The organism is Nostoc sp. (genome assembly GCF_036917435.1).
Taxonomy (GTDB): Bacteria; Cyanobacteriota; Cyanobacteriia; order Cyanobacteriales; family Nostocaceae; genus Nostoc.
Genome location: NZ_JBALDM010000043.1, coordinates 19,951 through 43,533, shown reverse-complemented (window position 1 = coordinate 43,533; position 23,583 = coordinate 19,951). Strand labels below are relative to the sequence as shown.

The following is a 23,583-nucleotide window of genomic DNA, read 5'->3' as shown; positions in this document are numbered from 1 at the left end:
CCAAATTTAAAGTCGCACCAGTTTAATCAAATCCTGGTTTCATTCGTATTGGAGGAATCCATTAATGAGTATTGTCACGAAAGCTATCGTGAATGCTGATGCAGAAGCCCGCTATCTCAGCCCCGGTGAGTTAGATCGGATCAAATCCTTCGTTGCAAGTGGTGAGCGCCGTGTACGGATTGCTCAAATTTTGTCAGAAAATCGTGAACGTCTTGTTAAGCAAGCTGGCGATCAACTGTTCCAAAAGCGTCCTGATGTTGTGTCTCCTGGTGGTAACGCTTACGGTCAAGAATTGACTGCCACTTGTCTGCGTGACCTAGATTACTACCTCCGCCTCGTTACCTACGGTATCGTTGCTGGTGATGTTACACCTATCGAAGAAATTGGTGTTATCGGTGCCCGTGAACTATACAAGTCCTTGGGAACTCCTATCGATGGTGTTGCTGAAGGTATCCGTGGACTGAAGAATGTATCTGCTACATTGCTGTCTGGTGATGATGCTAGTGAAGCTGGTAGCTACTTCGACTACCTAGTTGGCGCTCTTCTAGGATAGGTTAAAGCTGTTTACCTACTGAAACAGAAGTATTGCAATACGGTTGGAAATAAGGAATTAACAACATGGCTCAAGACGCAATTACCGCTGTCATTAACTCCGCAGACGTTCAAGGTAAATACCTCGATTCTTCTGCTTTAGAAAAGCTAAAAGGCTACTTCGCTACTGGCGAACTGCGAGTACGTGCTGCTAGCACCATCAGCGCTAACGCTGCTGCGATCGTCAAAGAAGCTGTAGCAAAATCTTTGCTATACTCTGACATCACCCGTCCCGGCGGCAACATGTACACAACTCGCCGCTATGCTGCTTGCATCCGCGATTTGGACTACTACCTCCGCTATGCCACCTACGCTATGTTAGCTGGCGATCCTTCCATTTTGGATGAGCGTGTATTAAATGGCTTGAAGGAAACCTACAACTCTTTAGGAGTTCCAGTTGGTGCTACCGTCCAAGCTATCCAAGCAATCAAAGAAGTAACCGCTAGTTTGGTTGGTTCTGATGCTGGTAAAGAAATGGGCGTTTACTTAGACTATATCTCTTCTGGCTTAAGCTAAGAACTAGTTTGCGCTTAAGAATTTAGGTGCGGCTTTATTAAGGTCTGGAAATCAACTGTGAGTGCTAGAACGTTATATTGCTTATCTTGGTAAATTATCAATGATGAGTGTTAGGGGTCTAGTATTGATGTTTGATTTCCAGCCTTGGAATGATTAAAAGATTTGCACTCAAGATTTTGAGATAAAAAAAAGTTTTCACAAAGTTTACAGGAGATTTTCAAAATATGTCCCGTTTGTTTAAAATTACTGCTCTAGTTCCTAGCCAAACCCGAATTCGTACCCAACGCGAACTGCAAAATACTTACTTTACTAAGCTAGTTCCCTACGAGAACTGGTTCCGCGAACAGCAACGTATTCAAAAAGCAGGTGGCAAAATTATCAAAGTAGAACTGGCAACTGGTAAGCAAGGCGCTAATACTGGCTTGTCGTAATCTGTAAATAGAATATTATTTTAGGGAATTGGTAAGAGGTCGAAAAAGACCTCTTTTTTGTTGCTCGTCTTTCTGAAAGTTAAGAATTGAACATTTCTACAAGGCGATACCCACGAGTGTATAGCGGAACTGGAGCGCCAGAATTTTGTTTTTTCCTTGCTTGTTCAGAAGTTTCATCAAATACAATTAGTGTTTCCTTACCAACCTTCAACCAGTCTTTGTAAGGCACACTCATATCTTCTTCAATACCGCCAATACTAGGTTCTACCATTGCCCGGTAAGCTTCATTGAATTTTCTGCGAAACCGGAAATCTACAGAAATTCTTAGACCTTCAGTTTTCCTTCTTACTGTTTGGTGCAATCCACGGGCATCATTAAAGTACATTGTGCCGTGTTGTAGTTGTGCTTCTGTATAGGAGACAACCATTGGAACATCCCGGCCTTCAGCAAAGTCTGACATCACCCGCATCGCCTGTAGTTCCATCTCGCGGGGCATCTCACCTGCTTCGATGGTTATATTATCGATGTCGCCAAATAGTGGCAGAACTACTACAGTCGCATCAGCAGCAACACCTGCCCAAACATCGCTATGGCACTTAGAGCTAGCGAAGGGCAAACTCAACTTTTCAGCGTCAGTCTTGCCATAGACCATACGGAGATTGACTGGTAAATCCACTGCATCAATCAGGTCATTTGCTCCTAGTTGGTAGAAAGCCTCAGCTACGCTTTTTTGGAAAAGGTTAAATGCTAGAGTGTGTTCTCGCTTAGGCATCAAAAGACCAGTACCAGTGTAGTTCGGTAATGTATTTCTTGCTTCCAGTAGTTTTTCAAGCATTTCAGCTTCTGAAAGAATAATCGGACTATTCAGACATGCTGAAATATAACCCGCAGCTGCAATACGAATCTGCTGGAATAACTCAGGCTTTAATGTATGTTCAAACAGTAGTCGGTACTGTCGCCTTGTAGCAATTTTATCAGCAAGCTCATCAAAGAGGCGATCGCCAAGTTGAGAGAATGCGATCGCACGTTCATATTCTACGCGATCGCCCGTTGCTGATTCTGCTAACAGTTGTTCTAACATGATCTTTTCCAAACTTCTTCTAAATTAACTAAATAACTGATTTATTCAAACCTAGTTCGTCTTTAAAACGAATCTACTTATTACAAATTAACAAGATTATTGTATTTACACTTCGTCAAATGTACTGTTTACTTATCTAAGTTTTCTTCATGAAAAGAGAAAACTTTAGGTTTTTTACTAAAGCATAAATGAAGTTTGAATTTTAAAATTTAACTGTCTATATATATGAAGCTGCTATTAACTAAGTAACAACGTAAGTTCATGAAGTTAAATATAATTTAGCTGTTTATATTTGAAGAAACTAACAAGATGACAATATTCAGGGTAGTTATTCCTTTGAAAAGGATAGTTTTTAAAGGCAAAATTAACAATCAAACTAAAATCGGTAAAATCAACCTTATCAGCAAAACATATTAACTGTTAAAACATATACATCGATTATTCCAGTCTTGTCCGAATGAATTGATTAAGTAGGCTATAAAATCAGTATAAAATAACACTTAAAAATGTCAACCGTAAATCACAAAGACTCAACTAAAAACTTATATAATCGCACAGCATCAGACTGGATTAGAGGAGAACCCAGTTCTCTCTCTGACTTTACGGCACGCCCTTTTGTACTAAAACTTTGTGAGCCTGTTGGTGGGTTGCAAGTACTAGATATAGGTTGCGGAGAAGGTTATTGCAGTCGAGAATTACGCCGACGTGGTGCTGCTCAAGTACATGGAATAGACCTTTCTCAAGGCATGATTGAAGCAGCAAAATTGCAAGAAGTAGAAGATGCTTTAGGTATTAGCTATGAAGTAGGATGTGCTACCAGTCTCAAACAGTTTAATGATGGCGAAATTGACTTAGTTGTTGCAGTGTTTTTATTTAACTATTTGACAATTTCTCAGACCCAAGAATGTATGGCGGAAGTTGCACGGATTCTTCGTCCGGGCGGTCGATTTGTATTTAGCGTTCCCCATCCATCTTTTCCATATATGCGAGAGCCAGCATATCCGTTTTATTTTCAAGTTGAGGGTGCAGGCTACTTCAGCAAGCGAGACCAGCAGTTTCCTGGTCGTATTTGGAAACGAGATGGTTCCTGGCTAAATGTTCAATTGATTCACAAAACTCTTGAAGATTACTTTAATGCCCTTAGAATTGCTGGCTTTAATACCATGCCAATTTTGCAAGAATTGCGTGTGACTCCAGAACATATTGCAGTAGACGAATCATTTTTTAGCCCCTTACTTGACCAACCACTCCATCTAGCCCTACAAATATCACGATGACAAATACATCTTCTTTAGTAAGAAATTCCTTCCGTGAAATAACCGTTAATCATCCTTTATGGAACCATGAGTTCTTAATGCGTTGTCGGTCTGGAAATTTATTTTTACCAGACATACAGATATTAGCCGTTCAGATGTACAAATTCTCCAAAGAATTTAATCGGATCTTGGCTAGCATCTTATCTTGTTGCGAAGATGAAAGTAGTCAATTAGTCATCTTAGAAAACCTCTTTGACGAAATGGGACAGGGAGATATAACTCAGTCCCACCCAGAATTATTTCGTCAATTTACCCGCGCACTTGGTATGGACGACGAGACTCTGGCAGCACTACCCACTACACCTGAAACTCGTGCCCTTATTGAAACCTACTTGCAGATGCCACATAAATATGGCTACTTAGCTGCACTGGGTGCTGTTTGTTATGCTTCCGAAGGGATTGTTAGCTCACTGTACACGCAACTATATAAAGGAATTGTTGGTGCTGCTCCTTTACCGAAAGAATCCCTGATCTTTTTTGAAGTCCATATTGATGTGGATGATAGTCATGCAGCAAAACTAGCAGCAGTGATTGAACCTCAAATTACCATGAATGAGGAAGATATTAAGATAAAACTGGCTATTTCAGAAGCTATGGATGCCCGTGTCCAATTTTTTAACGGAATTCAGCGTCAAATCTCTAAATACAGCTTGTATCCTGATTCATGGGTGCATTTTGATGGATTGCTCTAGTAGTCTGTCAAGAAATAATTGACGAATAAATCTTCTGTAGAGACGGTGATTTATCGCGTCTCTCTAACCGTCAAAATGGTTTCAACAGACAACTAGGAGTCTGTCAAGTTTAAATTGATGGGTAAACAAGTTTGCAGTAATCACTAAAGTCCTTACTACAAACCCTCAAAACTAACCGGGTAAAAGGAATAAGTGAAAATACGGTTGTAATAATGAGGATTTGTAGCATTAAGATACAAACAGTTTTACTTATTTTTTGGGATTTTAAATCTGTAACAAAACATTTTCAAAGTTTAACTACAGAAAATTTTGTTATTTAAATAACCTTTTTAAGAAATTAGTTGTCGAATCTTGGACAAATTCACAAAGCAAAATTAAGTGTAACAAGAGGAGGTTTCCATGTACGGATTAGTGAACAAGGCGATTCAAGACATGGTGTGCAGTCGCTTTGGCGAAGAGACTTGGAAAAAAATTAAGCACAAAGCAGAGGTGGACGTAGATGTTTTCCTCAGTATGGAAGGCTATCCTGATGACATGACTCACAAGTTAGTAAAAGCTGCTAGTGTCATTCTAAGTTTATCTCCCAAACAGATTATGCAAGCCTTTGGGGAATTCTGGGTTCAGTACACAGCCCAAGAAGGCTATGGCGAAATGATGGATATGAGTGGAGATACACTACCTGAGTTTTTAGAAAACCTTGACAATCTTCATGCTCGTGTGGGGGTTAGCTTTCCTAAACTCCAGCCCCCATCATTTGAGTGTACTGATATGGAGGAAAATTCTCTGAGCTTACACTATCGTTCTGATAGAGAAGGGCTGACTCCAATGGTTATTGGTCTAATCAAAGGATTGGGAACAAGGTTTGATACAGAAGTTCATATTACCCAAACCCAGAATCGGGATGAAGGTGCTGAACATGATGAATTTTTAGTGATTTATAAACCAAATTGAGTGCAGCAGCATGGCTCCTCCTCACCTTACGCTTTCACCAGAGTCATTGGCGAAGGCTTTTCCCTTCCACTTTGCATTTAGCCGTAATCGTGAAATTGTACAAACTGGTGATGTCTTGGGGCGAATTAGTCCTGAGCCATTAGTTGGGAAATTGATTGAGCAGCATTTCCAGATCAATCGTCCAAAAATTATGGTCGATTTTGATGCTATTAGTAAACAGTCTCGTGCCTTATTTATTGTAGAGTTCCTTCATAATGGAATGCAACTCAAGGGTCAGATGCTCTATCAACCAGAGGAGGAGGTAATATTTTTTTTAGGTTCTCCTTGGATTACAGATACAACTAGTCTGGCTCCTTTGGGTATAAAACTCAAAGACTTTGCGATTCACGATCCAATTGTTGATTTCCTGTTTCTACTGCAATCTCAGAATACTGCTTTGACTGATGCCAAAAAGTTAACAAGCGAACTGAAACAACAAAGGGCACAACTGCGGAGTGCGCTGCAAATCAAAGAGAACCTCGCGGAAATTGCTGAGGCTCAGGCTAAAAAATTGGAAAAATCACTTCGGGATCTACAGCAAACTCAAGCCCAATTAGTTCAGGCTGAGAAAATGTCCAGTCTGGGACAGTTGGTTGCAGGAGTTGCTCACGAAATTAATAACCCTGTTAACTTTATTTACGGAAATTTAAAATATACAAAAGATTATACACAGTGTTTGCTGAGGCTTGTATATCTTTACCAGCAATTCTATGCCAATCCTGTGCCAGAAATTAAAGAATATACTGAGGAAATTGAGTTAGACTTTTTACTAGATGATTTGCCCAGAATCCTAAATTCGATGGAAGTAGGAGCCGAAAGGATCTCTGAAATTGTCTTGTCTCTACGGAACTTCTCTCGTCTTGATGAAGCAGGGATGAAAAAGGTTGATATTCACCACGGACTAGATAGTACTTTACTGATTTTACAGAATCGGTTTAAGAATAGTGTCGATCGTCCTGGGATCAAAATAGTTAAAAATTATGGAAATTTGCCTTTAGTAGATTGCTACGCCGGGCAACTCAATCAAGTATTCATGAATATTATCAGTAATGCCATTGATGCGCTTGACGGCTATAACGATAAACGTGCGATCGCAGAAATTCATGCCAGTCCTAATAAAATTACAATTACTACAGAAGTTATTGAAACGAAGTGTGTGATCCGAATTGCTGATAATGGTTCAGGAATGACAGAAGCAGTTAAGGAACGTCTATTTGATCCATTTTTTACAACTAAGCCTGTAGGTAAGGGTACAGGATTAGGTTTATCAATTAGCTATCAGATTGTAGTTGAAAAACATGGGGGAACACTGAAATGTTTCTCAGAACCTGAACAGGGAACTGAGTTCTGGATTGAAATTCCCCTCTCTATAGACACACAAGCAGTGAATTCTGTCAAATCGTTGAGTTATGTTTTATGAATTACGTCTAATGTGAATTAAATAGGTTGGGACTGGAAAGTGAGAGCATCAATACCAAAACGGCGACGGAGCAATAAACGTAGTGTTTAAAAAGTAAAAAGTAAAAAGTAAAAAGATAATCCCCATAAATAAATCTAGGGGATTTAAAAAGGATGCATAAACAAGTAAAAAGATAAAAGTAAAAAGTAAAAAGTAAAAAGAAAGATAAATTCAATATTTCTTTTGCCTTTTTACTTTTTACTTTTGCCTTGTACGGATGCCTTGTTTCACAGCATGTCGTGTCGCACTTCGTGCCGCTACGCTAACGAAACAAATCTTTATTTCCTTTCCATAAATAAATTCAGGGGCTTCAAACCGATTTTATTCCTCTTTCTTTTTACTTTTTATTTTTGCCTTGTTCGGTGAGATGCTTTCCTATTCAAAATGTGTTTTTTAGAGATCAATGTAATTTTTCACTCTCTTTTCATGAATTTACCGACTCAGTACTGAGTGCTGTTAGCGGTAGCGGGGCGTTTAGCACTTTTTACTCAGTACTCTTCATTTCCGTAATAACCGATTGTGACAGTTAAGGGTGCGGAATGTGAGATAGATTTGAAGTCCTCGCAGCGTTTCATCCCAGAGCTAGACGCGAGTGGTCTTTATAGTTATCTACTATTAGATCGGAAATGTACCTCAGCGAACCGGAAACTGAACAAAGCCATGAGGTTGTTGCCTAGCAAAAGTTTTGGAATTCGTCATCATGTATGAACTAGTTCAAGCTGTCTTCAACGGCGATCAAAAAACTGCTCTACATCAGTTGATTTATGCATTGAATGCTTTAGGTAAGCATTATTTCCTGAGAAATGAGATTTTGCAAACTTTTGCTGATTACTGTCATCAATCCCAAAAGCCAGCGTATTTTTACTACTCTTCTTCTGTTGGCAAACTAATACAGTACACCCACGAAATAATTATCGAAGAGGAAAATACCTGGTTCGTGGTTCGACCGAAGATTGCTAACCAAGAAGTTTGGCGACTGACAGCCGATTTTAATAGCTTCGAGCAGATGACACAGCAAGCATTGCTAGATGTAAGAGATTGCTTAGTCAACCGCTACCAACCTCACATTCTTGAAATAGACCTCCATCCCTTTTACGAGAGTTCTCCAAGAATCGACGATCCCAGAAATATTGGCCAAGGTTTAGCCTACCTTAACCGTTACCTGTGCAATGAATTGTTGGCTGACCCCCAATATTGGCTAGAAATGTTGTTTCAAGCATTACAGGGGCTGCAACACGATGGGATTCGGCTGCTGTTGAGCGATCGCATTCCCTCCGGTATTCAGTTAGCGAAACAAATTAAGTTAGCGCTCAAATTGCTGAATGAGCGATCGCCTCATGAACCTTATGAAAAATTCCGCTTCGATCTCCAAGAACTCGGCTTTGAGCCGGGTTGGGGTAACACTGCGGCGCGAGTCTCCGAAACCCTAGAACTCCTCGACCGACTCATTTACTCTCCAGAACCGGGCATATTAGAAGCATTTGTGGCCCGCGTCCCCGCCGTTTTTCGCATCGTCCTCGTTTCGATCCACGGTTGGGTTGGACAGGAAGATGTTTTAGGAAGAGATGAAACACTCGGTCAAGTTATCTACGTCCTTGAACAGGCTCGCAGCTTAGAAAACGAATTACAGGAACAAATTAAACTCGCTGGATTAGATCAGCTAGGTATTAAACCCCACGTAATTATTCTGACTCGGCTAATCCCCAACTGTGAAGGGACATTTTGTAATCTCCGTTTAGAAAAAGTCCAAGATACTGAGAATGCTTGGATATTGCGCGTTCCTTTTGGTGAATTCAATCCAGAAATCACCAACAACTGGATTTCTAAATTTGAGATTTGGCCTTATTTAGAACAATTTGCCATAGATGCAGAAAAAGAATTACTAGCTCAATTTAAAGTCAAACCTAATCTGATTGTTGGTAATTATAGCGACGGTAACTTGGTAGCATTTCTGCTATCTCGCCGGATGAAAGTTACCCAGTGCAACATTGCCCATTCTTTGGCAAAACCTAAATATCTATTTAGCAATTTATATTGGCAAGATTTAGAAGAACAATATCATTTCTCAGTACAATTCACCGCCGATTTGATTAGCATGAATGCTGCCGACTTCATTATCACATCGTCCTATCAAGAAATTGTCGGCACACCCGACACAATAGGTCAATATGAGTCGTATAAGTGCTTTACTATGCCGCAGTTGTATCATGTAGTTGATGGCATTGATTTGTTTAGTCCTAAATTCAACTTGGTGCCGCCAGGAGTAAATGAAAATATTTTCTTTCCCTATAGCCAAAAAAAAGACCGAGATTCTCACCTTCGCACACAAATTTATAACCTACTCTTTACCTGCGAAGACCCCCAAATCTTTGGACATTTAGCTCACCCTAATAAGCGACCAATCTTTGCCGTTACTTCCATTAGCTCAATCAAAAATCTCACGGGATTAGCCGAATGCTTTGGTCAAAGTCAAGCGTTGCAAGAGCAATGTAACCTGATTCTCTTCAGTAGTAAACTGCATCCTTCTGAAGCTGCAAACACAGAAGAAGCAGAAGAAATCCAAAAACTCCACGAAATTATTGATCGATATCATCTTTATGGCAAAATTCGCTGGTTAGGTATGCGTATTCCTAGTAGCAACCTTGGTGAAGCCTATCGAGTAGTTGCAGATTCTCAGGGAATTTATGTCCACTTTGCCCGCTTTGAATCTTTCGGGCGGAGTATTTTGGAAGCAATGATTTCTGGCTTACCAACTTTCGCTACTCAATTTGGCGCTTCTTTAGAAATTATCGAAAACCAAGAAGAGGGATTTAATGTTAATCCTACTAACTTAGAAGAAACAGCAAATAAAATTTTATATTTCATTGAACAGTGCAATACTCATCCTGAACACTGGCATGAAGTCTCAGAATGGATGAGTCAGAGAATTCATAATCGATACAATTGGCATTTACATAGTAATCAATTACTACTACTTGCAAAAATGTTTACTTTTTGGAACTTTGTTGCCCCAGAAAATAACGAAGCCAGAGATCGCTATATGGAAAGCTTATTTTATCTCATTTATAAACCTAGAGCCGAAAAGATTTTAGAAAAACACATGGGGGTAATTCCTAATTCGTAATAGGCTACGCGCAGCGTCTCGTAGAGAAGCGGGGCGAACGCTAACCTAATTTGTAATTGAGAGTAGATTGGAGATTTTGAGTCTATAAAGGGGAATTAGAACTTAAAGCATTAAGCTCAGATACTCGTTAATGCACCTTTGAACTCCGTTAATGCACCTCTGAACTCCGTTAATGCACCTTTGAACTCCGTTAATGCACCTCTGAACTCCGTTAATGCACCTCTGAACTCCGTTAATGCACCTCTGAACTCCGTTAATGCACCTTTGAACTCCGTTAATGCACCTTTGAACTCCGTTAATGCACCTCTGAACTCCGTTAATGCACCTTTGAACTCCGTTCATCCACCTCTGAACTCCTTTAATGCACCTCTGAACTCCGTTAATGCACCTCTGAACTCCGTTCATCCACCTAAAAATCTCCAACCCAGTCCCAATTACGAATTACTAAATTCTCCATTCTATGCAAACAAAAGACCGTTCTCGCCATTTTACCTACACAGACTGGATATTAATCGAAACCCAGTTTGAGCCTGACCAATTGCAATCTAAAGAAACTGTTTTTACAATCGGCAATGGATACTTGGGAACAAGAGGCAGTTTTGAAGAAGGGTATCCTCATGCATTGCCCGGTACTTTTATCAACGGTGTCTACGACGATGTGCCAGTGGTGTACACTGAACTGGTAAATTGCCCTGACTGGCTACCCTTGATAGTAATTGTGAATAGCGAATCTCCTTCCCTGCGGGACGCTGCGCGAACGGAGACGCTACGCGAACGCTTCCGTCTCGATCAAGGTGAGATATTGAGCTACGATCGCCAACTCGATCTCCGTCAAGGACTAGTCACCCGTACTTTACGTTGGCGTTCTCCCAGTGGAAAAACCATAGACATCAGCTTTGAACGCTTTGCTAGTCTTGCAGATCCGCACGTGTTGGCGCTACGCTGCCAGATAACGCCAGTAGATTTTGATGGGTTAATCGAAGTTCAAGCTAGTATCAATGGCTATCCCGAAAATCAGGGTTTCAATCACTGGGAAGGACTAGAACAAGGCAAAACTGACCAAGGAATCTGGTTGCAACGCCGCACCCGCCACTCCCGAATTGAACTCGGTATGGCCGCTAAGGTGACAATATTAGGCGCTGAAGCATCTTTGCAAGTCAATACTGCACCTGGTTATCCAACCTTAAGCACTACCTTCTTAGCTAAGGTGCAACAGACCGTAACAGTAGAAAAATTAGTAACAGTTTTTACCTCGTGGGAGATTGATAGCCCAGTCTCAGCCGCTCAAGAAAAACTCGCGCACCTGCCAGACTATGCAACACTAAAAAAAGCCAATCAGCAGGCCTGGGATGAGGTTTGGCAGCAAAGTGACATCCTCATTGAGGGGGATAGTACAGCTGCTTTTGCTGTTCGCTACAATCTGTTTCAGCTACTGATTGCTGGCGCACCCAATGATGATAGGGTGAGCATTCCTGCTAAAACCCTTTCGGGATTTGGCTATCGCGGCCATATATTTTGGGATACAGAAATTTTTATGCTGCCCCTATTTATATTTACCCAACCAGCGATCGCCCGAAACCTACTTACTTACCGTTGGCGCACCTTACCAGGAGCTAGACGCAAGGCGGCCCATTACGGCTATAAAGGAGCAATGTTTGCCTGGGAAAGTGCTGATAGTGGAGATGAAGTAACACCACGTTGGGCACTCGGAAATGATTTTTATGGTGAAGACGTGCGGATTTGGTGCCGCGATCGCGAAATTCATATCAATGCAGATATTCCCTACGCCGCTTGGAATTATTGGCAAACCACTGGTGATGATGAGTGGATGCAAAAGTGCGGCGCAGAGATAATCTTAGATACCGCTATCTTTTGGGCCAGTCGGGTAGAATTCAATTCTGAGCGCCAACAGTATGAAATTCGGGGCGTAATCGGAGTGGATGAATACCATGAACTCGTCCATAACAACGCCTTTACAAACCGGATGGCGCAATGGCATTTAGAGAAAGCGATTGCAGTCTATGATTGGTTGGTTCAAAAATTCCCCGAACGAGCCAGAGAATTAGAAGAGAAACTGCAACTCACCTCAGAACAGCTAACGCACTGGCAAGATATTATCGCCAAAATATTGTTTCTCTACGATCCATCAACAGAACTCATTGAGCAGTGCGAGGGATTTTTCCAATTAGAAGATATAAATTTAGCAGACAAGAAAGGGCGCGATCGCTCCATGCAAGCCGTCTTGGGTGTCGATCAAACTAACAAATATCAAGTAATCAAACAACCAGATATATTGATGCTTCTTTATTTAATGCGAGAATCAACAGATTTTCCCTACAGCGAAAAAGCATTGCAGGTAAACTGGGATTACTACGCACCCCGTACAGATATTACTTATGGTTCGTCTCTTGGGCCAGCAGTTCACGCCATCTTAGCTTCCGATTTGGGCAAATCAACCGAAGCTTACGAAGTATTTATGCACGCGTTAATGGTGGATCTTGAAGATAACCGAGGTAACACCAGCGATGGAATTCATGGCGCTAGTGCTGGCGGCATTTGGCAAGCTGTAATATTTGGATTTGGTGGCATCCAAATCACCGAAAATGGCCCCGTAGCTAATCCCCATCTACCTGATGGCTGGACGCGCCTAAAGTTTAAACTGCGCTGGGGCAATAAATGGCACGAATTCGATCTCCGCAAAGGACAAGTCGCACAAGATATAACTAGTCAACTAGAATATCTCCAACTTTCCCTATCCCCAAATCCCCCCTTATCCGCCTCATCTTCTTCATCCTCCCCAATCCCCAGTTCCCAATCCCCCAACATCCAAGGATTTATCTTTGATCTAGATGGTGTGCTAACAGATACGGCAGAACTTCATTATCTAGCTTGGAAGAAGTTAGCAGACGAAGAGAGTATACCGTTTAATCGCCAGGATAACGAAGCACTGCGGGGTGTATCTCGCCGTGCTTCCCTCATGCTGATTCTTGGGGATAGACCATATTTGGAAGCACAAATCCAAGAGATGATGGAGCGGAAGAATCGCTACTATGTGGAATTGATCCAAAATATGACATCCAAGGATTTGTTGCCAGGTGCGATCGCTTTTTTGGATGAACTCCGACAAGCTGGGATTAAAATCGGCATTGGTTCAGCTAGCAAAAATGCCCGCACAGTAATTGAGCGATTGGGCATTGCTGATAAAGTAGATGCGATCGCTGACGGTTATAGTGTACAGCAGCCCAAACCAGCACCCGACCTATTTTTGTACGCAGCCAAACAGCTAGGACTTGAACCAGTGCAATCTGTAGTTGTAGAAGATGCCGCAGCAGGCATTGAGGCGGCTCTAGCTGCTGGAATGTGGGCAGTAGGACTAGGCCCCGTTGAACGAGTTGGAGCCGCTCATGTCGTATTACCCAGCCTAGCAGGTATCAAATGGGCAGATTTAAGAGCCAAATTGGGTGAAATTACTAGATAAAAACATTAAGAAAATTTTCTCCTTGAGAAAGAACTGATCAAAAGCCTGTGCAATCGCTGATTAAAACGTGATTTTTGTAATATCTCTGGTATCAAATTATGGTCAAATATATAGACGCAAGCCTTGCTATGATTACCACTAAATATTGTTTACTTACTTAAATTCACAACCATTGCACAGGATCTAATTGATAGTAACGTTGCAGTTGCTCATAAAGTACTGAATGCTTGGACAATAATTGCTGCGGTTTCTCAAAGAATGTCTCAGTTGCTACAGCAAAAAATTCTGCGGGATTTGTTGCACCATAGCTATCCATTACCGTCTTTGCATCTTGTAGAACATCATTACAAAGTTGCTGATATGCTTCTGTCATTACCTTTGCCCAAATAGGATAATCTGAATTGTGTTGCAGTATAGGAACCCCTTCAGCTTTACCATCTTCTTGATCCAACTGATGGGCGAATTCATGAAGCACAACGTTACGTCCATCTCTCCAGTTATCTGTGTCTTGTTTCACCTGTTCCCAAGACAGTACTAATTGGTCATTTGTCCACGATTCACCGAGTCTTGCCACGCGCCTTTCTTCAACAACATAATTTCCGATGGTAGTCGTTTCTTTGGCAAAATAAGCATTGGGATATACTAAAATTGAACGAAGTCTAGGAAAGTATTGCCCACGTTCATTTAAGAGTAGTAAACAGGCGACAGCAGCCAAGGTAATTTTCATTTCCTCCGTTACCTGTAATCCTCTACAGCCAATAAATTGTTTTTCTGCTAAGAATACTTGAATATGTCCCTGTAGTCGTCTGATTTCATCGGTAGAAAGACAGAGATAAATGGGAAGATTATTCTCAATAATTGCATTCCAAAGTGGGGGAAAAGGACGATGCTTGAGACGGGTTCTTCGCCTTTTGACTAAAATAGGATTGACTAAAATCCTAGTGATAATCAGCCCAATAATAAGAAAAGCAATTATTGTGTTAATCATTGACGTTTGATTAAAATACTTACTATTAATTATTTTTAATATAGCGGTTCTCAGTTGAGTGAGGTACAATAACCCCTCTCCGCAAGCGATGAGGGCAGGGTGGTTTCATACGAAAAAAGAAAAATACATAAGTCTTGATTTCCCGTTTTGCAGCGTGGCTTTTTACCCCTCTCCAAACCTCTCCCCGTTGGCGTTAGCCTGTCGTCAGACAAGCGGAGAGAGGCTTTGAAACTCAGTTTTTTTTCTCTGAAACCACCCTCCTCTCCGCAAGCGATGAGGGGGCTATAACGCTATATAGGATTACCATTTGATTTTTGAAAAAATCTAAGTGTTTGTAGTGGCGTGTTAGACGGAACGTCGTAACGCACCACAAGTTTGGAATGTTACGACAAAACTACTGAGACTTTTTCAAAAATAATTTACAACTTGAGGTTCAAAGACTCAAATAGCGATCGCAGTATTATTACTTTTCTGGCGGTAAATCTACGCTATAAAGAGTTTCTCCAGCCAAGTTACGCAGTGTCACTGTCATCACTTTTGTATTTTTATCAATTTTAACTCCTCCAAAAAATTGGAACCCTTCACTTGGAGGTCGATTTGCTTTCGTACCTGGAGGAAGGCTTTGAAATATCAATTGTGGGCCAAAAGTGTTTTCTAATTGGTTTGGCCCAAATGTGCCAGAATTTAGAGGGCCGGCAACAAACTCCCAAAAAGGCTTAAAGTCTTTAAATTGTGCTTTAGCAGGGTCATAATAGTGGGCTGCTGCATAATGTACATCAGCAGTTAACCAAACAACATTCTGGATATTCTTATTTTTGATAAATCGTAGTAAATCTGCAAGTTCTAGTTCTCTTCCTAAAGCCGGGCCATCTCCGTTAGCCCAAGCTTCAAAGTCTGTGCTACCATCTCTAACTATCAGTCCTAGAGGCATATCACTAGCAATCACTTTCCATGTTGCTTTTGATGATAATAATTGCCTTTTTAACCATTGTATTTGTGTTCTGCCTGCAAATTCTGTTTCTTTAGTTGGTATTGGCTGATTATTAGGGCTATTTGGCCCCCGATAGGTGCGTTCATCTAGCATGAAAATATCTAATAATGGGCCATGATTAAAGGAGCGATAAATTATTGTTTTGTCTGGCTCATTATTTGTATACCCAATAGGGAGATATTCTAAAAATGCTTGCCTTGCTCTTTTAGCTAGCAAGTTAACATCCTTGACTGTATAGCGATCATCGTTGAGAATCGTTTGCCCAGGATACCAATTATTCCTTGTTTCGTGGTCGTCCCACTGTGCCAATATGGGAACTTCCGCATTGAAACGCTTGATGTTTTCATCCAGCAAATTGTAAATATAGTTGCCACGAAATTCTGTGAGAGTTTCTGCTACTTTTGATTTTTCTTGTGTGGTAATATTTTTCCAGATTGTGCCATCATCTAACTTAACTTCTGATTGAATTGGCCCATCGGCATAAATATTATCGCCGGAGTGGATGAAAAAATCAGGATTAAGTTGACGCATGGTTTCGTAAATTTTCATCCCACCAAAATCAGGATTAATACCCCATCCTTGACCGGCGGTATCGCCACCCCAAACAAAGAATATATCTCGCCCAGATTGGGGAGGTGTTCGGAAAGTACCATTTACAGGAGCGCTGTTCTTTCTATAATCTAAATCTTGAAAAATCACCCGATAAAATATTTGTTGGTCTGGTGGTAGATTACTCAAGTTAAGTCGTGCTGTAAAGTCGCTATTTTTGAGAGCATTGGGGCCTACAAATCGCTGCACATTCCGAAAAGATTCGCTGGTGGAATATTCTACGATCATTTTGGCGGGGCGATCGCTACGGCTCCATATTACAATGCTATTGTTGCAGATATCTCCGCTAGCTACACCATAAGGGATAGCAGGACGCATTTTATCAGAGGTGATAATGGCAGGTGCTTTGGCAAAAACTTGTGATTTCGATACAAAATTTGTGGCAATAATTCCGCCTGCTGTGATACTTGAACCCAGCAAAAACTGACGGCGGTTTAGCTTCAATGAGTGATTAGATTCCATGATAATTAATTGCAAGCTTAAGAAGTATTACAGGATAAGTTTTTAGCACATCATGTTATTGCAACAAGTAAAGCTTGAGTTATCTAATGGTTAATAAAATATCTATAACTAATTATGATTGCATCATGTTCAGATAGTTTTTAAGTAGCTCGGCGTAAATAAATATAAATGGTGTACACACAAGTCTTTGGTGAGGCGATTTGCGGTTAAGTCTCAGAGCCAGTGAGAAACCTCACCCTGGTTTTGCTGTGCAAAACCTGTCCCTCTCCTTAGTAAGGAGAGGGATTAAAGATAGGAAAGGGTACAATACTGCGTAGGTTTTGCCTAAAAAATAAAAATGTGTAGGTTGGGTTGAGGAACGAAACCCAACATTTTTCGGGGTTTGTTGGGTAACGCATTGCCTCAACCCAACCTACGAATATTCAAAACCTACGCAGTATTGGGACAGGGTAAGGTTTTCCTTTTGTTTTGGTTAATTCGATGACTTGTGTGTACACCGTAGCTACCCTGGTTTTGCTGTGTCCCCACCGCATGGTCTATTTACCTGAAAATAGCTGTAATCTTCTGCAATCTGTTGCCTTTTGCCTACCCTATGTATGTGTTTTATTTTTTGGAAGTTTCTGATGTCGCTAAAGTCTGGGATATTCTTTGCGTCTAGCGATCGTCATCGGTTAATATGACTAATTGCACTCTGGCTTCAGTTTCAGTAATATTTGACTTTTAAGTTGTAATTATGCTAACCAGTGTTGACCGTTTATTATTTGTCCGGCGAGTCCCGATTTTTAAGGAATTGCGGGATGATTTTATTGTGCGGCTCACTTCAGTAATGAACGAATTGTCATTTCCAGCTAATTACACTATCTTTCGCCAGGGGGAAGAGGGGCGATCGCTGTATATTGTAGTATCAGGTAGGGTTAAAGTTCACATCGGCAATAAACAACTTGTAGAGGTGGAACAGGGAAAATACTTTGGTGAGATGGCAGTATTTGATACTCAACCTCGTTCTGCCAGTGCAACGACTTTAGAACCTTGCGAATTTTTGGAACTAACCCAAGAGCAATTATATGATGCGATCGAAGAAACTCCTGAAATTGCGGTAAATATCATTCGTGAGTTATCCCGTTTAATTCGCAAGTTAAATGACGATATGAATATGACTTCTTTGCCAAGTTAATCATCAAAAAAATCATGACAACAGACGCGGTAATCTTGCGCTTAGAAAAAGTTACAGAACAGCATGTCAAAGGCAAACTTTCTGATGAATTCATTTACCGCTTGATCTTTTAAGGTTCTTATTCTGAATCTTAGGTTTTCATAGTTTCCGACATTCTTTAAGAAACTGTTGGGGAATTTCTCCACTTTCTCCCCAATGCAGATGAACATAAGAAGCGTGAACATTTGCAGGTAAACCCCATCCCTCGCATCCCATATTTTCGTCACAATCGTAGCGAGAAGTTTCAAATAGGGGCTGAGTAGGAGTTAAGGTTAAATGGGAACGATGAAATTCATGCCCGTTAACGGTTGTTCCTGCCTTCACTAACAGATTATCTTGCAAAGCTACTGCACGACGATAGCCCAAAGTTAAACGCCCACCCATGACAGCAGATGTCGGTAGAACTCCCGCCATCGCCCAAGATTTACCCTCAAAATCGATAATTTGCTCACATAAATACATTAATCCGCCACATTCAGCGATCGCAGGCATTCCTTTGATAATTGCTGTTTTCACTCCATCCCGAACGCTGGTATTTTCTGCTAGCTGCTGGGCAAAAACTTCTGGGAAACCTCCCCCAAAATACATTCCCTGTATATCTTTTGGTATTGCAGCATCTTCTAAAGGACTCCAGAAAACTAGTTCTGCACCAAGTTGTTGCAGTAAATCAAGATTGTCTTGGTAGTAGAAATTAAAAGCGCGATCGCGGGCGACTGCAATTTTGACAGAGGAGGGGGGATGAGGGGGATGAGGGGGATGAGGGAGAGGTTTTGATTTTAAAAGGGGTAATAAATGTTGCCAATCAAAGCAAGTATCTCCTAAATCGGCGAGGCGATCGATTAAAGCGTTGAGTTCGGGGAGTTCTGCTGTGGGTACTAAACCCAAATGGCGATCGGGAATTGTGATGTTATCTTGACGGCGCAGCACGCCCAGAATGGGTAATTGTAAGGGTTCTAGGGAATCTTTCAAAAGAGAGAGATGGCGATCGCTTCCCACACGATTTAATACTAGCCCAGCTATTTTAATTCTCTGATCAAAAGACTGATAGCCATGAGCGATCGCAGCCACAGAACCAGACAAGCGACTGCAATCAATCACCAACACCACAGGTAAATCTAACAGCCGTGCGATATGTGCCGTACTAGCAAAGTCAGTTGATTTTTGTTTCTCTTGCCCATGCCCCATGCCCAATGCCCCATGCCCAATTCCATCAAATAATCCCATTACCCCTTCTACGAGAGCATATTCACTTAGTTGGCTATGACGGGCAAAACATTGCTGAATGTAGGCTTCGGAAGTCAACACTGGGTCTAAATTGCGACAAGGAAGACCAGTTACGTGTTGATGAAACATTGGATCGATGTAGTCTGGTCCTACCTTGAAAGATTGTACCGAGCGATCGCGACGGCGTAAAGATGCTAAAAGGGTGAGCGTGACTGTTGTCTTGCCCACCCCACTACGTTCTCCAGCAATGATTACAGACATGGATAATTGTTGATTTTTTAAACTAAATAGTCAGCTATATTAGCGGTATCACATTAACAGGACTTACGCAAAATAATGAAAAAACCAACAGCAAAGGACGCAAAGGATACAAAGAAATAAGAGTTTCAGAGAGTTTTTGCGTAAGTCCTAAATTAAATCAAAGTCAAACAAAAATATTGAATTATTTATTTGATTAAAATCGCTGCTTTTATGCTAATTAGTAATAATTTTTTTATCAAGACGTTCAGCCAGCCATAATTTAATAATAGAATCAGATGTCACTCCTAAACGCTTGAACTCATGTTCTAAAGCTTGAATCATCCAAATGGGGAACTCAATGTTAACACTTTTTTGCTCATAACCTGGACGATGTACGTTAGATAAATCTATAAACTCAGTAATATTTTCTCCATTGTCGAACTTAGTATCAAATTCTTCAGCTTTCATAAATATTTACCTCTTCAGCACGAGAGCGACGAACGGAAATAATTCTTATTTTATCACTACGATAAGTAATGACTGCTGACCAATATTTTCCAATAATCTTGCCAATCACTAGAAACCGAGGCTGATCTGTTGTGCGTGCAGGAATTTCAATAAAATTCACCGAACAAGGCAAAAATAAAAAGTAAAAAGTAAAAAGAAAGAAAAATAAAATCGGTTTGAAGCCCCTGAATTTATTTATGGAAAAGGAAATAAAGATTTGTTTCGTTAGCGTAGCGGCACGAAGTGCGACACGACATGCTGTGAAACAAAGCGTCCGTACAAGGCAAAAGTAAAAAGTAAAAAGGCAAAAGAAATATTGAATTTATCTTTCTTTTTAGTTTTTACTTTTATCTTTTTACTTGTTTATGCGTCCTTTTTAAATCCCCTAGATTTATTTATGGGGATTATCTTTTTACTTTTTACTTTTTAAATCTGTCCAAAGTTTCTGTGCTTCAATAAAATCAATACCATGTTTAGTTTTATACTCCATAATTCTTTTTTAAAAAAGATACAAAATATTTTAATAAACAATCTTCACTCTTTTATAAATTAAATTTTCCTAGCCATTCATCTTGACTTTAATAATTAAAAAAATTCCCCCTACCCGCGTCGGTTAGGGGGTTACGTCTAAATTAATTCGCCAATTTGAAAATACTCGCTGTCACTCCTAGACTTTCTTCAAACAGTGACTCACGGCCCCAGCGTTGCACCTGCTGACTTAGCAATGCTTCCGCCTTTTGTTCTGAAAGTGAAGTCACCTGTTGAAACAGACCGGCAGATTGGGCACCGCCATGTGTTTCCATCCGCATACAACCACCAGTTTCTGAGCAAATAACTGTACCACAGTCTGCCTGGGGATTTGTCGAACTGAGGCGCAAGGCAATCAAGTCACCAATAATATCGCCCACATCAGCAACCGGAACTCCTGCTAATTCGGCTTCTACTTGTCGCTGATCTTGAGAAATAAAATGGATGCGAGTGATATCATAATCGCCGCTTTCCTTTTGATAAGAAACTGACTGCCATTGTAGGCGACTTGCCAGCCAACCTAAAAACAGCAAAGCTTGGGCGGGATTGCCTTTTTCGTAATCAATCGTAACGCGGTCAACTTCTTTGAGGGCGGCGCGACGATTAGGTGAGTCATAGGCTTCGGCTGTCAATTCCTGCCATGATGCGAGGCGACGCCAATTCAAATCAGCTAAAGGTACACCCGCTTCTACCAACTCTTCTAGGCGGAGTAAATCACTTTCTGGCTCGTTAAAGTTGCAAGAATCTACAATCACATTATTGCAGACTGCTGCTAGGCGCTTGAATAGACCGTTGTTAGGGTCTGGGGTTGCCTTCCACCAAAGAAACTTTGGCAAGCCGCCAATCAATAATGCTGGAATCATGCCACCGATGCGTTCTAAGGCAGCAGCAGTACCACTGAGAGTAATGTATTCGCAGCAAATCAGTGTGCTTGAAGATTGCTTTTGGATGGGGCAATAGGCAGAAACTTGAGCCTTGACTCCTTCATCTTCGCCAGCAATAGGAAATAGTGCAATGATTCGGCAGGGGTTGCGGAGAGCGATTTCATCAGCAATTCTGGGGCTGCCGTTATTTAAACCAGCAGCAGGATATTCTCCGCCTCGCTGAACTTTAGCGAATTCTTCTCGTAATACAGTCAGAGTTTCTGGTGTTGCTGTTCCGGTTTCTGGCAGACCATTTTTCTTTTGCACTTCCCGTAATGCTGCTGCCATTTGTGGCCCTAAGATCCCATCAATTGGGCCATTGTAAAATCCTAAAGCAGCTAACAAATACTGAGTTTCTTCTGGTTCGTAGACTACTAAAGTAAACGTTGTTGCCCTAGTAGCACTGGGAAGTCCACCGTTTTCGCCAGTAATGCCGTAGCTTTGCCAAATTTGATTGAGTTCGGCATCTATTTCGTTAAGCGAAATATCTTTTGGTGCCTGAAGTGAAAAAATAGTAGAAGTTTGCGTAGGCATAGTAGTTTTGGATTTTGTCGTTTGTCGTTTGTCATTTGTCATTTGCCATTCGTCATTTGTTTTTGCTAGTGACTAATGACCAATGACTAATGACTAATATTTAGAGTCTGCGCCAGCGACGGCCATCCTGGTTAATTAGGAGTTCTGCTTGTTCTGGTTCCCAAGTACCGGCTTCGTACTGGGGAATAGTATTTGCGTCTGCGGGTGCATCCCAAACGGAAAGGGCTGGTGTTACTACCTGCCAAGCTGCCTCTACTTCGTCTGCACGTGTGAACAATGTTTGATCGCCCATCATACAATCAAGGAATAAGCGATCGTAGGCATCAGATGTTGCTTGGATGCCGAAGGAACCATAACTAAAGTCCATATCAACGGAACGGGTGCGGAATTCTGCTCCCGGCATTTTCACATCAAAACGCAGGGAAATACCTTCATTTGGCTGAATCCGCATTGTCAAAATATTGGCGTTTACCTGTTGGGCGGCAGATTGGAACATCCGAGATGGAACTTCGCGGAAGTGAATGGCAATCTCACTGACTTTTTTCGGCATCCGCTTTCCGGTACGCAAGTAGAAAGGAACACCTTTCCAGCGCCAGTTATCCACCAAAAACTTCATCGCTACATAAGTGGGTGTGGTGGAGTTGGGGTCAACGCCTGGTTCTGTCCGATATCCTGGCACTGCTTGACCCTTCATCCAGCCAGCACTGTACTGACCTCGGACTGCTGACCGCGACAGATTGTGAACATCAGCTAAACGAGTAGCTCGGAGTATCTTCACTTTTTCTGTGCGGATACTGTCGGCATCCATTGCGTTTGGCGCTTCCATCGCCGTTAAGCAGTAAAGTTGCATGAGGTGATTTTGCAACATATCCCGCAATGCGCCAGCGCTTTCATAGTAGCCAGCCCGGTCTTCCACGCCTACGGTTTCTGCTACGGTAATTTGTACGTGGTCAACAAATTGACGATTCCACAAGGGTTCAAAAATTGCATTGGCAAAGCGAAACACCAGCAAATTCTGGACTGTTTCTTTACCCAAGTAGTGGTCAATACGGTATACTTGATTTTCTTTGCAATATTTCTGTACCACTTGGTTAAGACTTTGGGCAGAAGCCAAGTCCCGACCAAAGGGTTTTTCAATTACTAGACGATGTTTGTTGGGATCTTCTAGCATTCCGCCGCTTCCTAGCTGCTTAATCGCTTCAGGAAAGAATGAAGGGGCAACGGAGAGGTAGAACATGCGATTGCCTCGCGTGCCCCGTTTTTCGTCTAATTCACTCAGTAAGGTTTTCAGTTTCTGGTAGCCTTCGGGGTTGTCTATATCCCCAGGACTGTAAAACAGACCTTGAGAGAAGTCTTGCCAGAGTTCGCCTAAATCGACATCAGGATGTGCCTCTTCCATGCCCTTCTGCATTTGTTCGCGGAAGTATTCATGACTCCATTCTCGTCGGGCTACACCAACAATGGTAGTTTCTGGAGGAATACGCCGTTCTCGCCGCAATTTGTAAAGGGCTGGCACTAATTTGCGCCAGGTGAGATCACCAGAAGCGCCAAAGATAACTATAATTTGGGGTTCAGCCATCCCTTGTTGTTGCAGGCCAACGCGCAAGGGATTTTCTAGCAGACTAACCATAACAATTTTGGATTTTGGGTTTTGGATTTTGAAATTGGGAATTGGGAATTGGGAAT

At 41.5% G+C, this 23,583-nt stretch carries 18 protein-coding genes and 1 pseudogene; 10 read left to right on the top strand and 9 right to left on the bottom strand.

Annotated features, from left to right (window positions below):
* Positions 1–64 precede the first annotated feature (64 nt).
* From apcA to V7K98_RS21375, 3 genes are all read left to right on the top strand, one after another.
* Positions 65–553, top strand: a complete 489-nt coding sequence (gene apcA, locus V7K98_RS21385; RefSeq protein ID WP_094328048.1) for an allophycocyanin subunit alpha — start codon at positions 65–67, stop codon at positions 551–553.
* A 65-nt stretch (positions 554–618) separates the two neighbouring features.
* The gene (gene apcB / locus V7K98_RS21380) at positions 619–1,107 is read left to right on the top strand and encodes an allophycocyanin subunit beta (RefSeq protein WP_069068902.1); all 489 of its coding nucleotides are present in this window, start codon (positions 619–621) and stop codon (positions 1,105–1,107) included.
* Between the two features lie 224 nt (positions 1,108–1,331).
* Positions 1,332–1,538, top strand: a complete 207-nt coding sequence (locus V7K98_RS21375; protein ID WP_012411143.1) for a phycobilisome linker polypeptide — start codon at positions 1,332–1,334, stop codon at positions 1,536–1,538.
* 79 nt (positions 1,539–1,617) lie between these two features.
* Here V7K98_RS21375 and V7K98_RS21370 read toward each other — a convergent pair whose 3' ends face one another.
* Positions 1,618–2,619 (bottom strand): hypothetical protein, encoded by a 1,002-nt coding sequence (locus tag V7K98_RS21370; protein ID WP_335025431.1) that lies wholly within the window; start codon positions 2,617–2,619, stop codon positions 1,618–1,620.
* A gap of 506 nt (positions 2,620–3,125) precedes the next feature.
* Between V7K98_RS21370 and V7K98_RS21365 the strand changes: the two genes are divergently transcribed.
* From V7K98_RS21365 to pgmB, 6 genes are all read left to right on the top strand, one after another.
* Positions 3,126–3,896, top strand: coding sequence for a class I SAM-dependent methyltransferase (locus V7K98_RS21365; RefSeq protein ID WP_335025429.1), 771 nt, complete (start codon positions 3,126–3,128; stop codon positions 3,894–3,896).
* Entirely contained in the window at positions 3,893–4,627 is a 735-nt protein-coding gene (locus V7K98_RS21360; RefSeq protein WP_335025427.1) for a TenA family transcriptional regulator, read from the top strand. The genes V7K98_RS21365 and V7K98_RS21360 overlap by 4 nt, the downstream gene beginning before the upstream one ends.
* A 399-nt stretch (positions 4,628–5,026) precedes the next feature.
* Positions 5,027–5,578: a heme NO-binding domain-containing protein gene (locus V7K98_RS21355; protein ID WP_335025425.1), complete on the top strand. Its 552-nt coding sequence runs from the start codon at positions 5,027–5,029 to the stop codon at positions 5,576–5,578.
* 10 nt (positions 5,579–5,588) lie between these two features.
* Positions 5,589–7,037 (top strand): sensor histidine kinase, encoded by a 1,449-nt coding sequence (locus tag V7K98_RS21350; protein ID WP_335025423.1) that lies wholly within the window; start codon positions 5,589–5,591, stop codon positions 7,035–7,037.
* Between the two features lie 739 nt (positions 7,038–7,776).
* Positions 7,777–10,200 (top strand): sucrose synthase, encoded by a 2,424-nt coding sequence (locus V7K98_RS21345; RefSeq protein ID WP_335025421.1) that lies wholly within the window; start codon positions 7,777–7,779, stop codon positions 10,198–10,200.
* 460 nt (positions 10,201–10,660) lie between these two features.
* Complete coding sequence (gene pgmB, locus V7K98_RS21340) at positions 10,661–13,678, top strand: beta-phosphoglucomutase (protein WP_335025419.1); 3,018 nt, start codon at positions 10,661–10,663, stop codon at positions 13,676–13,678.
* A gap of 41 nt (positions 13,679–13,719) precedes the next feature.
* Here pgmB and V7K98_RS28950 read toward each other — a convergent pair.
* From V7K98_RS28950 to V7K98_RS21330, 3 genes and pseudogenes are all read right to left on the bottom strand, one after another.
* A pseudogene (locus tag V7K98_RS28950) lies at positions 13,720–13,821 on the bottom strand (IS982 family transposase); the annotation flags it as partial.
* 20 nt (positions 13,822–13,841) lie between these two features.
* Entirely contained in the window at positions 13,842–14,666 is an 825-nt protein-coding gene (locus V7K98_RS21335) for a M90 family metallopeptidase (protein ID WP_335025417.1), read from the bottom strand.
* Between the two features lie 463 nt (positions 14,667–15,129).
* The gene (locus V7K98_RS21330; protein WP_335025415.1) at positions 15,130–16,728 is read right to left on the bottom strand and encodes an alkaline phosphatase D family protein; all 1,599 of its coding nucleotides are present in this window, start codon (positions 16,726–16,728) and stop codon (positions 15,130–15,132) included.
* 733 nt (positions 16,729–17,461) lie between these two features.
* On the opposite strand from V7K98_RS21330, the gene V7K98_RS21325 reads away from it, so the two are divergent.
* Complete coding sequence (locus tag V7K98_RS21325; protein WP_335025413.1) at positions 17,462–17,902, top strand: Crp/Fnr family transcriptional regulator; 441 nt, start codon at positions 17,462–17,464, stop codon at positions 17,900–17,902.
* A gap of 138 nt (positions 17,903–18,040) precedes the next feature.
* Here the strand turns inward: V7K98_RS21325 and V7K98_RS21320 are convergent, their stop codons facing one another.
* The 5 genes from V7K98_RS21320 to zwf all read right to left on the bottom strand — a co-directional run bounded on the left by V7K98_RS21320 (position 18,041) and on the right by zwf (position 23,527).
* A complete protein-coding gene (locus tag V7K98_RS21320) occupies positions 18,041–19,426 on the bottom strand; it encodes a cobyrinate a,c-diamide synthase (protein ID WP_335025411.1) in 1,386 nt (461 codons plus the stop codon).
* A 213-nt stretch (positions 19,427–19,639) separates the two neighbouring features.
* Positions 19,640–19,873 (bottom strand): type II toxin-antitoxin system BrnA family antitoxin, encoded by a 234-nt coding sequence (gene brnA, locus V7K98_RS21315; RefSeq protein ID WP_335025409.1) that lies wholly within the window; start codon positions 19,871–19,873, stop codon positions 19,640–19,642.
* A complete protein-coding gene (locus V7K98_RS21310; protein WP_335025407.1) occupies positions 19,863–20,033 on the bottom strand; it encodes a BrnT family toxin in 171 nt (56 codons plus the stop codon). The genes brnA and V7K98_RS21310 overlap by 11 nt, the downstream gene beginning before the upstream one ends.
* A gap of 511 nt (positions 20,034–20,544) precedes the next feature.
* Entirely contained in the window at positions 20,545–21,897 is a 1,353-nt protein-coding gene (gene opcA, locus V7K98_RS21305; RefSeq protein ID WP_335025552.1) for a glucose-6-phosphate dehydrogenase assembly protein OpcA, read from the bottom strand.
* 100 nt (positions 21,898–21,997) lie between these two features.
* Entirely contained in the window at positions 21,998–23,527 is a 1,530-nt protein-coding gene (zwf, locus tag V7K98_RS21300) for a glucose-6-phosphate dehydrogenase (protein WP_335025405.1), read from the bottom strand.
* Positions 23,528–23,583: the final 56 nt, after the last annotated feature.

Bases quoted from the DNA above. Each gene is read 5' to 3' on its own strand.
- apcA (WP_094328048.1), top strand. From the start codon at position 65: ATGAGTATTGTCACGAAAGCTATCGTGAATGCTGATGCAGAAGCCCGC.
- V7K98_RS21345 (WP_335025421.1), top strand. From the start codon at position 7,777: ATGTATGAACTAGTTCAAGCTGTCTTCAACGGCGATCAAAAAACTGCT.
- V7K98_RS21355 (WP_335025425.1), top strand. From the start codon at position 5,027: ATGTACGGATTAGTGAACAAGGCGATTCAAGACATGGTGTGCAGTCGC.
- V7K98_RS21360 (WP_335025427.1), top strand. From the start codon at position 3,893: ATGACAAATACATCTTCTTTAGTAAGAAATTCCTTCCGTGAAATAACC.
- zwf (WP_335025405.1), bottom strand. From the start codon at position 23,527: ATGGTTAGTCTGCTAGAAAATCCCTTGCGCGTTGGCCTGCAACAACAA.
- V7K98_RS21335 (WP_335025417.1), bottom strand. From the start codon at position 14,666: ATGATTAACACAATAATTGCTTTTCTTATTATTGGGCTGATTATCACT.
- V7K98_RS21375 (WP_012411143.1), top strand. From the start codon at position 1,332: ATGTCCCGTTTGTTTAAAATTACTGCTCTAGTTCCTAGCCAAACCCGA.
- brnA (WP_335025409.1), bottom strand. From the start codon at position 19,873: ATGAAAGCTGAAGAATTTGATACTAAGTTCGACAATGGAGAAAATATT.
- opcA (WP_335025552.1), bottom strand. From the start codon at position 21,897: ATGCCTACGCAAACTTCTACTATTTTTTCACTTCAGGCACCAAAAGAT.
- apcB (WP_069068902.1), top strand. From the start codon at position 619: ATGGCTCAAGACGCAATTACCGCTGTCATTAACTCCGCAGACGTTCAA.
- V7K98_RS21330 (WP_335025415.1), bottom strand. From the start codon at position 16,728: ATGGAATCTAATCACTCATTGAAGCTAAACCGCCGTCAGTTTTTGCTG.
- V7K98_RS21320 (WP_335025411.1), bottom strand. From the start codon at position 19,426: ATGTCTGTAATCATTGCTGGAGAACGTAGTGGGGTGGGCAAGACAACA.
- V7K98_RS21370 (WP_335025431.1), bottom strand. From the start codon at position 2,619: ATGTTAGAACAACTGTTAGCAGAATCAGCAACGGGCGATCGCGTAGAA.
- pgmB (WP_335025419.1), top strand. From the start codon at position 10,661: ATGCAAACAAAAGACCGTTCTCGCCATTTTACCTACACAGACTGGATA.
- V7K98_RS21350 (WP_335025423.1), top strand. From the start codon at position 5,589: ATGGCTCCTCCTCACCTTACGCTTTCACCAGAGTCATTGGCGAAGGCT.
- V7K98_RS21365 (WP_335025429.1), top strand. From the start codon at position 3,126: ATGTCAACCGTAAATCACAAAGACTCAACTAAAAACTTATATAATCGC.
- V7K98_RS21325 (WP_335025413.1), top strand. From the start codon at position 17,462: ATGCTAACCAGTGTTGACCGTTTATTATTTGTCCGGCGAGTCCCGATT.